12 protein-coding genes are annotated in these 12,189 nt (G+C 56.4%); 6 read left to right on the forward strand and 6 right to left on the reverse strand.

Going from position 1 to position 12,189, the window contains the following annotated elements; all coding sequences use genetic code 11:
- Positions 1-6 precede the first annotated feature (6 nt).
- Both ACR0CZ_RS01065 and ACR0CZ_RS01070 read left to right on the forward strand, forming a co-directional pair.
- Positions 7-1,437 carry a mannose-1-phosphate guanylyltransferase/mannose-6-phosphate isomerase gene (locus tag ACR0CZ_RS01065; protein ID WP_170394474.1) on the forward strand — a complete coding sequence of 477 codons (1,431 nt, stop codon included), beginning with the start codon at positions 7-9 and terminating at the stop codon, positions 1,435-1,437.
- A 179-nt stretch (positions 1,438-1,616) separates the two neighbouring features.
- A complete protein-coding gene (locus tag ACR0CZ_RS01070) occupies positions 1,617-2,693 on the forward strand; it encodes a DUF2793 domain-containing protein (protein WP_170394471.1) in 1,077 nt (358 codons plus the stop codon).
- Between the two features lie 171 nt (positions 2,694-2,864).
- Here the strand turns inward: ACR0CZ_RS01070 and ACR0CZ_RS01075 are convergent, their stop codons facing one another.
- Genes ACR0CZ_RS01075 through ACR0CZ_RS01085 form a run of 3 tightly spaced genes read right to left on the reverse strand, consistent with a single transcriptional unit; the run spans position 2,865 to position 5,262 of the window.
- Positions 2,865-3,944: a helix-turn-helix domain-containing protein gene (locus tag ACR0CZ_RS01075; protein ID WP_170394468.1), complete on the reverse strand. Its 1,080-nt coding sequence runs from the start codon at positions 3,942-3,944 to the stop codon at positions 2,865-2,867.
- A gap of 59 nt (positions 3,945-4,003) precedes the next feature.
- Entirely contained in the window at positions 4,004-4,741 is a 738-nt protein-coding gene (locus ACR0CZ_RS01080) for a hypothetical protein (protein ID WP_170394465.1), read from the reverse strand.
- The gene (locus ACR0CZ_RS01085; RefSeq protein ID WP_480503024.1) at positions 4,738-5,262 is read right to left on the reverse strand and encodes an RNA polymerase sigma factor; all 525 of its coding nucleotides are present in this window, start codon (positions 5,260-5,262) and stop codon (positions 4,738-4,740) included. Before ACR0CZ_RS01085 ends, ACR0CZ_RS01080 begins: the two co-directional genes overlap by 4 nt.
- Positions 5,263-5,360: 98 nt before the next feature.
- Between ACR0CZ_RS01085 and ACR0CZ_RS01090 the strand changes: the two genes are divergently transcribed.
- Positions 5,361-5,942 (forward strand): YceI family protein, encoded by a 582-nt coding sequence (locus ACR0CZ_RS01090; protein WP_480537136.1) that lies wholly within the window; start codon positions 5,361-5,363, stop codon positions 5,940-5,942.
- Between the two features lie 37 nt (positions 5,943-5,979).
- Here ACR0CZ_RS01090 and ACR0CZ_RS01095 read toward each other — a convergent pair whose 3' ends face one another.
- From ACR0CZ_RS01095 to ACR0CZ_RS01105, 3 genes are all read right to left on the reverse strand, one after another.
- Positions 5,980-7,002: a trans-3-hydroxy-L-proline dehydratase gene (locus ACR0CZ_RS01095; RefSeq protein ID WP_170394456.1), complete on the reverse strand. Its 1,023-nt coding sequence runs from the start codon at positions 7,000-7,002 to the stop codon at positions 5,980-5,982.
- A 63-nt stretch (positions 7,003-7,065) separates the two neighbouring features.
- Positions 7,066-8,124 (reverse strand): sn-glycerol-3-phosphate ABC transporter ATP-binding protein UgpC, encoded by a 1,059-nt coding sequence (locus ACR0CZ_RS01100; RefSeq protein WP_170394453.1) that lies wholly within the window; start codon positions 8,122-8,124, stop codon positions 7,066-7,068.
- Positions 8,121-8,915, reverse strand: a complete 795-nt coding sequence (locus ACR0CZ_RS01105) for an IclR family transcriptional regulator (RefSeq protein WP_170394450.1) — start codon at positions 8,913-8,915, stop codon at positions 8,121-8,123. The genes ACR0CZ_RS01100 and ACR0CZ_RS01105 overlap by 4 nt, the downstream gene beginning before the upstream one ends.
- Positions 8,916-9,055: 140 nt before the next feature.
- On the opposite strand from ACR0CZ_RS01105, the gene ACR0CZ_RS01110 reads away from it, so the two are divergent.
- The 3 genes from ACR0CZ_RS01110 (at position 9,056) to ACR0CZ_RS01120 (ending at position 12,186) form a co-directional block, all read left to right on the forward strand.
- Positions 9,056-10,315 carry an ABC transporter substrate-binding protein gene (locus tag ACR0CZ_RS01110; RefSeq protein WP_480537135.1) on the forward strand — a complete coding sequence of 420 codons (1,260 nt, stop codon included), beginning with the start codon at positions 9,056-9,058 and terminating at the stop codon, positions 10,313-10,315.
- Positions 10,316-10,409: 94 nt separating this feature from the next.
- Entirely contained in the window at positions 10,410-11,336 is a 927-nt protein-coding gene (locus ACR0CZ_RS01115) for a carbohydrate ABC transporter permease (protein ID WP_170394445.1), read from the forward strand.
- A 1-nt stretch (position 11,337) separates the two neighbouring features.
- Positions 11,338-12,186: a carbohydrate ABC transporter permease gene (locus tag ACR0CZ_RS01120; protein ID WP_170394442.1), complete on the forward strand. Its 849-nt coding sequence runs from the start codon at positions 11,338-11,340 to the stop codon at positions 12,184-12,186.
- Positions 12,187-12,189 lie beyond the last annotated feature (3 nt).

Genomic DNA, 12,189 nt, shown 5'->3' on the forward strand with positions numbered 1-12,189 from the left:
GTGAGCATGGTCTATCCTGTAATTTTGTGTGGCGGATCCGGCACTCGGCTTTGGCCGTTGTCGCGTAAAAGCTACCCTAAACAATTTGTTCCGCTGATCGGTGAAACCAGCCTGCTGCAGCAATGTGCCGAGCGGTTGAAAGGCCCGACCGACACGCCTTACGCCAAACCTCTGATCCTGACCAACGAGGCTTTCCGCTTTGTTGTCCCTGAACAATTGATGGCCATCGGAGTCGATCCGGGTCCGATCTTGATCGAACCCGAAGGACGCAATACTGCACCTGCAGTGCTGGCCGCTGCCCTGCACCTTTCATCCACTGACCCCGACGCGATGATGCTGGTGGCCGCGTCGGATCACGTCATTCCAGACAGTGCGGCCTTTCATGTGGCCGTCGCTGAAGGGGTCCGCACAATAGCCGAGCGTGGAGATCTGGTGACGTTTGGGATCACACCCGACCGACCCGAAACCGGATATGGTTACCTTAAGCTCGCTCAAGCACCGGGCTCGTCAGGCGCTTCTGTGCAACTTGACCGGTTCGTTGAAAAACCCGATCTTGAAAACGCCAAGGCAATGGTGGCTGAAGGGAGTTATCTTTGGAACTCGGGCATCTTTTTGTTCGCGGTCCGAGATATCCTTGAGGCGTTCGACCAGCATGCACATGATCTAATAACGCCCGTTAAGAAGGCGGTTGAACAGGCGCAGTGTGATCTGGGCTTCCTGCGGTTAGATCCCGAGGCCTGGGCGACGGTTCAGGGCATCTCTATCGACTATGCGGTTATGGAGAAGGCCGACAATCTCAGCGTTGTCCCTTATGCCGCCGGGTGGTCAGACGTGGGCAGCTGGTCTGCCGTACAAGAGCTGAGCAACCCCGATACGGACGGCGTCGCAACTGCCGGCGAAGTGACCGCCATAGATTGTCGCAACGTGCTGGTGCGTTCTGAATCGCCCGCGCAAGAAGTTGTTGCAATGGGGTTAGAGAACGTAATCACCGTGGCTATGCCTGACGCGGTTTTGGTCGCCAGCATGGACCGGGCGCAAGACGTCAAGCAGGCCGTCGCAGCATTGAAGGCAAAAGGCGCCAAGCAGGCGGAAGCATTGCCCGTTGATCATCGCCCTTGGGGATGGTTCGAAAGCCTCGTCATCGGCGATCGGTTTCAGGTCAAACGCATTCACGTCCATCCCGGCGCTTCGCTGAGCTTGCAATCGCATCACCATCGGTCCGAGCATTGGATTGTCGTGGAAGGCACCGCCGAGGTGACTATTGACGACAAGGTACAGCTCGTTTCTGAGAATGAATCCGTCTATGTGCCGCTCGGGGCCGTGCACCGGATGGTAAACCCAGGCAAAGTGCCAATGGTTCTTATCGAGGTGCAGACCGGGACCTATTTGGGTGAAGATGACATTATTCGCTACGAAGATGTCTACGCGCGTGACTGAGATCTGATTTCAAGAACTGATCAAAGTTGGGGCATCTGCAAGGCAGATGTCTCCATATATCTGAGACCAAATCTTAAAAATTCGAAACCTGGGCGTTCGGCTGGGTCAGGCGGGATTTACGCACATCACGGCAGTGTGGCGCGCAATCATCATCGGACCGACACCACAGGAGGATGCCCATGCCACAGAACTCTCCCCGTCTAAATCTGCCCTATCTGCAACCCGCGCAGGCCCAAAAACATGTGACCCATAACGAAGCGCTGCGTGCGCTAGATCTGGTGGTGCAGCTAAGCGTTGCGTCCGTTAACGCGACTATCCCACCAGCTGCTCCTGATCAGGGTGAAACCTATGCATTGGGCACGTCTCCGACCGCGGCATGGTCCGGACAGGATGGAAAACTGGCGGCTTGGTTGGACAACGGGTGGCATTTCTTGACGCCCGGCATGGGCTGGCGGGCTTGGGATCAAAATGCAGGGCTGTTGAAAGTCTGGGACGGGTCGGCGTGGATCGACCCGCCGGTCAATACACAGAACCTTTCCGGGATCGGCATCGCAACCGGATCAGACAGCACAAACCGTCTGGCCGTACGTAGCCCTGCCACCTTGTTGACGCATGAGGGCGCTGGCCACCAACTCAAGATCAACAAGGCTGGTGCCGGTGATACTGCCTCGCTGCTGTTTCAATCGAACTGGACCGGCCATGCCGAAATGGGCCTATCCGGCGATACAAATTTTTCAATCAAGGTCTCGCAGGATGGCGGAAGCTGGGTCGATGCTTTGCGGTTTGACGCCACAACCGGAACAGCAAGCGGAGCGGCTGTGCAAAGCAGCGCCGATGACACCACCTCGGGTCGCCTGATGCGGGCAGATTTCGGGTACGGACCGGGCAATGTGCTGGGCACCGTATCCGAAAGCAGCGGTGTACCCAGCGGAGCGGTGATCGAGAGGGGCAGCAATGCAAATGGTGACTACACGCGCTTTGCTGACGGAACCCAGATTTGCACCGCCGTTCTAAGTGCGGTGGCCTGCACGACCGCAACTGGTAGTATGTTCGCCAGCGGTACCGCCAATTGGGATTTCCCTATTGCCTTTGCTGACAGCAGTTCTCCCGCTCTCAGCGGGAACGGCGGCGGTATTGGCCGATTTATGGGGTTTGACGCACCTTCAGAAACTCAAGCGACGTATCAGGTGATGGCTCCATCCTTGGACGCTACCAGTATAGCGCCAACAGTGATCGCAGTCGGACGTTGGTACTGAATAAAGACCGTTCGGGCCATCGCCCGGACGGTTATCGTTCTTGCAAATTGGTTTCTGACCGATCCAGACAACACGCAAAGATCTGTCTTATCCTGTACCAAGATCGATACCAGGAACCCAGCTAACAACCCAATCATTTCACTCTTTGTGAAAGCGACAGATCAATGCCAGTTACAAGGCCGCCGTCCATACGCGATATCGACCCTGCCCGGTTACTTCACGGATCAGCCCCCTATCGCTGAATTTGTCCAGATTTCGCTGTGCCGCTGCACGCGAGGCATGGGTCAGTTCTTCGGCCAGCGGGGCGGAAACCATCGGCCAAGCCGTTAATGCATCAATCAGCACGGGTGGGGTTCGACCGCTTAGGTCCGAAATGGCGTCGCGGGCGCGCTCTTCCCAAGCGCTGATCCGGTCCAAATGCAGCAAAGCCGCAAGTGAGGCCTGGCCTGCCCCCTGAATCCAGGCCGAAAGTTTCTCGTCCAACGATCCTGCCCCCCGCAATGCACCTGGGCCCGACAGAGAAAGCGGCATGAACAATGCGCCACCTCGACCCATCGCGGCGGCATGGCGGGCCGCGATGACCGCGGCCTCGGTATCTTGTCCGATGCCAGGAGACAACGCGCGCCACGCGTGAAATCCGATGGCGGCCTGGGTAACCGGGTGCAAACCGGCGACATTTCGCATGGTTTCCGCCAGATCAATCACTGCTTCGGGTGTATCTTCGAAACCTTGGGCCTGACGGTCTAGAAAAGCGGTCAGCCCCGCATCCCAGCCGCCCTCTGATGGCGCAGCACCCGACGACAGCCGCCTCACTGCCCATCCCGCCCGATACAAAGCCTGCACATCATCACCGGTTGCTCCGATCCGCAAACCGGTCCAAAGCGCAAGGCGGTCGACGCTGATCCGGTCGCCCGTCCACCAGCCCAGATCCGAGACCTCCATCAGGGCCAGACGGTGACCCCACCCCTTGGGACCCGCGCGCAAACGTTCATCCAGAGCTCCAAATGTGACGGCCAGATCGGCAAGTTCAGCCGATAACTCGGATTGGGCCGCACGCCAGTCCCTTGGGTCAAACAGCAAACGCTGGTCCGGTCTCGGTACAGAGGGCAGAAATTCTCCCGGGTCTTCTTCGCCGTCGGGCGGAAGGAACCACAAATCGTCGTCTTCCGGCGGATCGGCGTCATAGATGCTGCGCGGCCCTTCTTCCAAGGCCTCATCATCCGGGTCCGGTATCTGAGGGTTCGGCTTCATGTCGGGTATTCTTCGGGCATTTACCGCGGTTCACAAGTGGTTTTGCGGATTCTTGTCGCTCAGCCTGAGAACGCCTCGGTCAAAACACTTAGTTCTCCACTCAGGTCTGTTTGCGCATCTCCACCCAACAGCATATAGCCGTAGCCATCATTCGCCCATGTCGCTGTCGCAAGACCACTGAGCACCGCAAGGTTCACATCCTTGACCGGTGCTCCCGCGCCTTGCCGGATCACACAAAACGCCACCGGATTGCCCTGGGCGTCAGCAAAGACCACCTGCACCAAAGGTTTACCTTTGAACGACAGTACCTGAGCACGTTTCAGATCAAGGCCCGGCAGAGTTTCCAACACGTCCCGGTTCAGTGAACGACCCAACTGAGCCTCGGCCTGAACAAACTGCGCGTCCAGCGTTTGCTGAGAATTGTCCAGATCGGCAATCGTGTCCGGTGAATAAAGCGATTGATAGATCGCAGCCTGCTCCGCCCAGCCCAATGCCGGTGGTCGCGTGGCCCAGAATGTTGCAGACGCAGCAATAACAGCAACTGAGGCTGCGACCGCCAGCAAACGGAGCGGTCCGGCATTGGACTGTTGAGCGCTTGGTATGGGCAGATCGATCGAAGGCGCCTCAGTTGGAATGCCTTCAAAAGCCTGCTGCACAACCTGGGCAAATGGGTCGAGCGCCATGAGACGGTGTTCGAGTGCAGAATCCTCGGCCACCGCGTCTTCGATGGCGCGGGCTTCGGCCTCATCGAGGCTGCCTTCCAGATAGGCCAGAAGTGTTTCGTCGGAAAACTTCATTTGCCACTCCGTTGCACGGTGTCAGCCGCATCGTGCTGCATAACGGTTTTCAGTTTCTGCCGGGCATTGGAAAGCCGGCTCATGATTGTGCCGATGGGTACGTCCAGCATATCCGCAGCTTCGCGGTAGCTGTAGCCTTCGACAAACACAAGCATCACCGTTTCACGTTGCGCCTCTGGCAGCTGCATCACTTGAGTAAACACCTGAGCGGCGAAAATATTCGTTTCTGGTTCAGGCCCTGTCGCGACTAATTCCGCCTCGGGCGTGACCGAAAGCGCCTGCGCCTTTCTTACGGATCGCGCCCGTATCTCGTTCAGCCAGATTGAACGGCAGATCGTCATCAGCCAACTGTCCAGCCGTTCATACGAGGTGACTTGGTGGTGCTTCTCCAACGCACGCAATGCCGTCGCCTGCAACAGATCATCCGCAACATCCGACGCACCCGACAAAGCCAGCCCAAACCGCCAGACCCGTTTCGAGTGGGTCTGGATCGCGCCGCGCACGGCTTGTTCGGTGCTCATCTCAACACTCATCGAATAAAACGCGACCTGTGTGTGTTTGCTTTGACATGGGACCGGGCCCGCTTGGTCAGAACTGTCATAGATCCTGGAGGAAAGAAATGAAACTTCTGTTCAAAACAATCACGATTGCGTCGGCTATTATTGCAGGCCCGGGACTGGCTGCAGATTGGACACTAAACCCGGATGCGTCTCATCTGGCTTATGGAACGGTCAAGATCGATGATGTTGGAGAGGTCAATTCTTTCACCAACATTTCGGGTCATGTCAGCGAAGATGGCAAGGTTAATATCGATATCGATCTGTCGTCGGTCGAAACGAATATCGACATCCGCAACGAAAGGATGATCGAGTATGTGTTTCGCAAGACCGCGACCGCGACATTGAGCGCGAATATTGATATGGACCAAGTGTCGAAGCTGGATGTGGGGGCCAGTAACACGATTGAGGTGGATGCGAAGTTGGCTCTGGCGGGGACCGAGGTGGAATTCTACACCGATATGTTTGTCCTGCGTGTGGCCGAAGATACCGTCATGGTTTCAACCAACGACATGGTGTTCATCAGCACCGAGGATGCGGGCGTTTCGGCAGGCGTAGACAAGCTGATGGAGTTGGCGCAACTACCCAGCATCACCCGCACCGTACCGGTGACCGCACGATTGATGTTCAGTCTCGAACGCTGAAACCTAAGAAAAGTACGGGGTCGAATTTGGCCCCGGCTTATGCCCCCCAAGTGTCGCTTAGGCGATAGCCGCCAGGCCATGGGTCATCGGGGTCCAGCATGTGCTGGTGCGTACCCGTAATCCAGCCTCGCCCCGAGATTTCCGGGGTGATCGCCACGCGGCCGTTCAGATCATGCCGCTCTACGATACGGCAGCGAAATTCACTGTTGATGACTGAACGCGCGTGGTAGCGATCGGTCATCGTCATTTCTCCCTTGGCCAGCAAAACCGCCATCCGGGCTGAAGCACCGGTGCCACAAGGTGAACGATCCAGCTTACCCGGTTTGATGGCGACAGTATTACGTCCGATGAGAATATCGCCCTGACGATCGAGCGGGCCTGCAATCTGGCAGAACGAAATGTGGCTCCAGTCTTTAGTAGGGTGATCGAAGCCAAGCTGCTCATTGGCGGCATCGGTGATACGCGCGCCAGTCCTTGCAAGATCAGCCCCTTCATCAGGGGTAAGCTCGAAACCCAGATCGGCGGCATCGACAATTGCAAAACTGTCGCCACCAAACGCGGTATCCACGCGCAACGTCCCGATGCCCTCAACCTCGATCCGGGCATCCAGCTTGTCGACGAAACTTGGTACATTATGCACAAAGATACGTTCGGCCTTGCCATTGCGGCATTCGGCGCGGACGCGGATCAACCCTCCTGGGGCTTCCAATGTCAGATGGGTTTCAGGCTCGTGCATCGGAAGAATGCCACTGTCCAACAGAACCGTTGAGACACAAATCGAGTTGGAGCCTGACATCGGTGGCGTGTCTTCCGGTTCCATGATGATGAACGCTGCATCGGCCTCGGGGTTTTTTGGTGGAACCAACAGATTCACATGGCGAAAGACACCGCCGCGAGGTTCATTCAGCATGAAATCCCGCAATGTCTGGTCTTCAGCGATAAAGGTCCTTTGGTCCCATACCGTCTCTCCCGGAGGCGGAGCGACGCCGCCGACGATAACGTCGCCCACTTCGCCTTCAGCATGGGCCGAGATCACATGGATGGTTTTGGAACTGCGCATAAAGCCTCCGGAAAGCCGATGGATAATGCGCAGTCATGCAAAACAGATCCGGTCTGGCAAGCCCTATCGCAGCCGCTGACCCGTCTCGGGATCGAACAGCATCGCACGCTCAGGACGAACCGAAAGCCCGATGCGGTCACCGGTCGTACTGCGTTGGTCTTCCCGTTCTTCCACAATCAGCTTATCGCCATTTGGCGTCAGCAGATAAGAATATGAAACACCACCGAGCGCTTCGGTCAGATCAACTGTGCAGGTGTCACCGTTTCGATCCACCTGAATATGCTCGGGGCGAATACCCAATGTTACTTTCGTCGCTCCTTTGGGAACGCTCTCGGTGACCGGGACATCATCAGTAAGTGCAGGGTGCCGCACCATGCCGTCCACGATATCGCACTCAAGGAAGTTCATTGCAGGAGACCCGATGAAACCCGCCACGAACTTATTGTCGGGGTCGCGATACAGGTCCATAGGGGCTCCCACTTGCTCAATCCGACCGTCGCGCAATACCACAATCTTGTCGGCCATGGTCATCGCCTCGACCTGATCGTGCGTAACGTAGATCATCGTCGCGCCGATTTCCTGATGAAGCCGCGCAATTTCAACCCGCATTTCCACGCGAAGTTCTGCATCCAGATTCGAGAGCGGTTCGTCGAACAGGAACACCTCGGGGCCGCGCACAATGGCACGCCCGATCGCGACCCGCTGACGCTGACCGCCGGACAACGCTTTGGGTTTGCGTTTCAGATATTGGTCGAGCTTCAGAATATTTGACGCTTCCTGAACTTTCTGATCGATCTCGGCCTTGGCAACACCGTTCATCCGCAGACCAAATCCCATGTTCTCGGCCACGGTCATATGGGGATAGAGCGCATAGGTTTGAAAAACCATCGCCACTCCGCGTTTGGCCGGATCCACATGCGTGACTTCACGTGCGCCGATATGGATTTCCCCGTCCGAGGTTTCTTCCAAACCCGCGATCATCCTCAACAGCGTCGACTTACCGCAGCCCGAGGGGCCCACGAACACGCAAAACTCACCATCTTCAATCTGCAGATCAATCCCGTGAATGACCTGCGTCTGGCCATACCGTTTGATCGCGCCTTTCAGGGTTACACCTGTCATGTTGCTTGCATCCTATTCTGTTGGCCCTCGGGGAACCGCCACGCCTGTGCTTCTGTGCCGATCTGTTCAGCGACGCGCCGGACGCGCGGCACCCAAGATTGCAATTGTTCGAAATCCATTCGCCCAGTCGATCCTGTCACCGAGAGGGCCCCCAACATGCGGCCCCCGTTAGTCAGAATCGGGCAGGCAATGCAGATGATGCCAGGCTCATGCTCTTCATCATCAACTGCGTAACCACGGCTGCGGATCTTAACGAGATCAGCCCGCAATGCCTTTTCCGAGGCCAAGGTCTTGTCAGTGAACCGATGAAAGCTTTGTTGCGAGATCGTCTTTTCCAACTGTGCCTCGTCCAAATAGGCCATCATCGCTTTGCCAACGCCTGTGCAATAGGCCGGGCCGACCTTGCCGGCCTCAGAATACATCTCAATTGGTCGTTGCGCGTTGCGCTTATCCACATAAAGCACCTGCCCGGAATCAAGTTGCGCCAAGTGCACGGTCTCCCCTGTCTCGGCGCTGAGAGCGTCCAGGAAAGGCCGCGCAATTGGAGCTAATGAGCTATGCGTCCATGCCGAATGCGCCAGTCGCACCAATCGCATACCTGGCGAATAGGTCTGCCGTTCCGGTTCGTAGTGCAGCATGCCCTGATTGGTTAGCGACTGCAGAAAACGGTATAGCGTCGCCTTGGGAAATTCACTGCGTTCCAGCAATTCCCCGAACCGCACCGGGCGTTCGAAGGCCGCGACCTGTTCCAGCACGTCACATGCTTTTCCTATTGTTCCGTCACCTGCCACGGGTGCCTGTTCTCCTCCACTTTCCCTCGGCTTTGGGCACGAGGGTCTTGACAAGAGTAGCCGAGTCGATGTGTAGTTTTCAATATATAAAACAAGGTTTCAATATTTGAGACCAATATGGAAGCTTAAGGGAGGAAACTATGCATTCCATGTTCAAGCGCACAGCGGCTGCTTTGGCTGCCAGTGTGGCACTTGCTGCGCCCGTCGCGGCAGAGCTGACCGGCGAGCTGCGAATCTTCCTCGATACGTCCAACCCGGCGCCGCGCGCGACGATGGAAGCGATGATCGAGCGATTCGCGGCCGAACATCCCGGTCTGGAAATCGAAACCACCGTGATCGACCGTGAGGCCTACAAGACCCAGATTCGCAACTTCCTGACGGCTGACACGCCAGACGTTGCCACCTGGTATGCAGCCAACCGGATGAAGCCTTATGTTGAAGCGGGTCTTTTCGAAGACGTCTCGGACCTGTGGGCTGAACCTGAAATCGCCGACAATCTGGCCTCGACCAAAGGTGCGATGACCATTGATGGCAAACAGTGGGGTGTTCCGTACACCTACTATCAATGGGGCGTTTATTACCGCAAAGACATCTTTGATGAGCTGGGTCTGACCGAGCCGACCACTTGGGAAGAAGAACTGGCCAATTGCCAGAAGATCGTCGATTCCGGCCGCGCCTGTTATACCATCGGCACCAAATTCCTGTGGACAGCAGGTGGCTGGTTTGACTACCTGAACATGCGCACCAACGGGTTCGACTTTCACAATCAACTCGCAAATGGCGAGATCAGCTGGGAAGACGACCGGGTTAAGCAGACCTTCGCCAACTGGAAACAGCTGATCGACATGGGCGCATTCATTGACAACCACCAGACCTATAGCTGGCAAGAAGCCCTGCCCTTTATGGTCAACGGTGAGGCCGCCGCCTATCTGATGGGTAACTTCGCTGTGGCTCCGCTGCGTGAAGCAGGCCTAACCGACGATCAGTTGGACTTCTATCAGTTTGTCGCCATCAACCCCGATGTTGAACTGGCTGAAGACGCGCCGACCGATACGTTCCATATCCCGGCCAATGCCTCGAACAAGGAAGCCGCGCGTGAGTTCCTGCGTTTCGCAGTCTCTGCGAACGAACAGACCGAAATCAACAACGGTGCAAACCTCGGCCAGTTGCCTGTGAACGCGCAATCTGCAGTGGACGACGACAAGTTCCTGCAGCAGGGCTTTGTCATGCTATCGTCTAACAGCCCCGGCGGTGTTGCACAGTTCTGGGACCGCGACGCACCAGCGGAAATGGCAAAAGTGTCGATGGAAGGCTTCCAGGAATTCATGGTCAAGCCGGACAACGCTGACAAGATTCTGGCCAAGCTGGAACGTGCGCGCGAGCGCATCTACGACAACTAAATCTTGTCCAGGGTCGGGCTGAAGCCCGGCCTACACCTTGCACAATAGTAGGGCGGGCTTCAGCCCGCCTTCACCCACCAGATCCGAGATGCCCATGACCGCTGCCGTTGACGCCCCCGAGCAAGAAAGCTGGTTCCACAGAAACCAACAGCGCATCGCGCCCTGGCTGTTTTTGGCTCCGGGTCTGTTGTTCTTCATGGTCTATGTGATCATCCCGGTCTTTCAGTCTTTCAATCTGTCTCTTTATGAATGGGACGGTTTAGGTGCAGCTGAATATGTCGGCTTTCGAAACTATGAAGATCTGTATTGGGAATGGGTGGACCGCGACGCTTTCTACATCTCGCTCAAGAACAACCTGATCTGGCTGATCCTGTATCTGGCCGCAATCCCTGCAGGCTTGTTTATTGCACTGTTCCTGAACCAGACGGTCTGGGGCATCCGCCTCTACAAGTCTTTGTTCTTCTTTCCCTTCGTCATCTCTCAGGTCGTCGTTGGGCTAGTATTCACATGGTTCTACGACCCAACCTTTGGCCTTCTAAACGAATTCCTAAGCCTCTTTGGCCTAGGTCCACTGAACGTGCTGGGGGATGAGCGCTTCGTAACCTACGGCATCATCTTCGCAGGTCTATGGCCACAAACGGCCTATTGCATGATCCTCTACCTCACCGGCCTGAACGCCGTCGACCCCGAACAGATCGAAGCCGGGCGTCTGGACGGCGCAAAAGGTGGGCGAATGCTGTGGCACATTATTCTGCCGCAGCTGCGCCCGGCAACATTCATCGCATTCGTTGTGACAATCATCGGCGCGCTGCGCAGCTTTGACCTGATCTCGATCATGACACAGGGCGGTCCTTTTGGCTCGTCCCGCGTGCTGGCCTACTACATGTTCGAGGTCGCGCTGTCCGAATACGGCTTCCGCATGGGATATGGCGCAGCTATCGCTGTGATCCTGTTCCTGATTATGCTCTGCTTCATCGCCTACTTCCTGTGGTCGATGTACCGCGAAGAAAGGGGGCACTGAGATGTTTCCCAAACCGATCGAAAAACAACCCCGTGCGGCACAGATCACTTATCAGGCGATGTTGCCTCTGGCACTGCTACTATGGCTGGGGCCCCTTTTGGCGGTCGCACTTTTCTCGGTCAAACCAGCCGCAGACTTCACCAATGCGAATTACTGGGGGATGCCGTCCAGTTTTGAGGGCGCGTTCAACTATGGTCAGGTCTTTTTCAATTCGGATATGCCACGTTACTTGATGAACTCGTTCCTGATCACCGTACCAACGGTAATCGGGGCCGTTGCACTCAGTTGCATGACAGGCTTCGCGCTGGGGATCTACAAATTCAAATCGAACCTCTGGATCTTCTTCATGTTTGTGGCGGGCAATTTCGTACCCTTCCAGATCCTGATGGTCCCTGTGCGCGATCTCACGCTGGAGTTGGGCCTTTACAACACCAAAACAGGGCTTGTGCTATTCCACATCGCCTTCCAGACCGGGTTCTGCACGCTCTTCATGCGCAACTTCATCCGCGCCCTGCCATTCGAACTGATCGAGGCCGCACGGGTCGAGGGCATTAGCGAATGGCGAATCTTCTGGTACGTCGTTCTACCACTGATGAAACCGGCCATCGCCGCACTCAGTGTCCTGATTTTCACCTTCATCTGGAACGACTATTTCTGGGCTGTTGTTCTGACCCAAGGGGCCGAAAGCCAGCCCGTGACAGCCGGGATCACCAGCTTTAACGCGCAATTTCGCGCTGCTTATCAGTTGATGAGTGCCGGTTCTATAGTGGCAGCCCTGCCGCCGGTTGCCATGTTCTTCCTGATGCAGAAACACTTCATCGCGGGCCTGACCCTCGGTGCCGTAAAATAACGT

Source organism: Ruegeria sp. H9 (assembly GCF_056532915.1).

What these genes read in the sequence shown, in the direction of transcription:
- ACR0CZ_RS01095 (WP_170394456.1), bottom strand. Translation starts at nt 7,002, where the DNA reads ATGCGCAGTTCCAAAACCATCCATGTGATCTCGGCCCATGCTGAAGGC.
- ACR0CZ_RS01115 (WP_170394445.1), top strand. Translation starts at nt 10,410, where the DNA reads ATGACCGCTGCCGTTGACGCCCCCGAGCAAGAAAGCTGGTTCCACAGA.
- ACR0CZ_RS01065 (WP_170394474.1), top strand. Translation starts at nt 7, where the DNA reads ATGGTCTATCCTGTAATTTTGTGTGGCGGATCCGGCACTCGGCTTTGG.
- ACR0CZ_RS01110 (WP_480537135.1), top strand. Translation starts at nt 9,056, where the DNA reads ATGCATTCCATGTTCAAGCGCACAGCGGCTGCTTTGGCTGCCAGTGTG.
- ACR0CZ_RS01080 (WP_170394465.1), bottom strand. Translation starts at nt 4,741, where the DNA reads ATGAAGTTTTCCGACGAAACACTTCTGGCCTATCTGGAAGGCAGCCTC.
- ACR0CZ_RS01100 (WP_170394453.1), bottom strand. Translation starts at nt 8,124, where the DNA reads ATGACAGGTGTAACCCTGAAAGGCGCGATCAAACGGTATGGCCAGACG.
- ACR0CZ_RS01085 (WP_480503024.1), bottom strand. Translation starts at nt 5,262, where the DNA reads ATGAGCACCGAACAAGCCGTGCGCGGCGCGATCCAGACCCACTCGAAA.
- ACR0CZ_RS01070 (WP_170394471.1), top strand. Translation starts at nt 1,617, where the DNA reads ATGCCACAGAACTCTCCCCGTCTAAATCTGCCCTATCTGCAACCCGCG.
- ACR0CZ_RS01075 (WP_170394468.1), bottom strand. Translation starts at nt 3,944, where the DNA reads ATGAAGCCGAACCCTCAGATACCGGACCCGGATGATGAGGCCTTGGAA.
- ACR0CZ_RS01120 (WP_170394442.1), top strand. Translation starts at nt 11,338, where the DNA reads ATGTTTCCCAAACCGATCGAAAAACAACCCCGTGCGGCACAGATCACT.
- ACR0CZ_RS01090 (WP_480537136.1), top strand. Translation starts at nt 5,361, where the DNA reads ATGAAACTTCTGTTCAAAACAATCACGATTGCGTCGGCTATTATTGCA.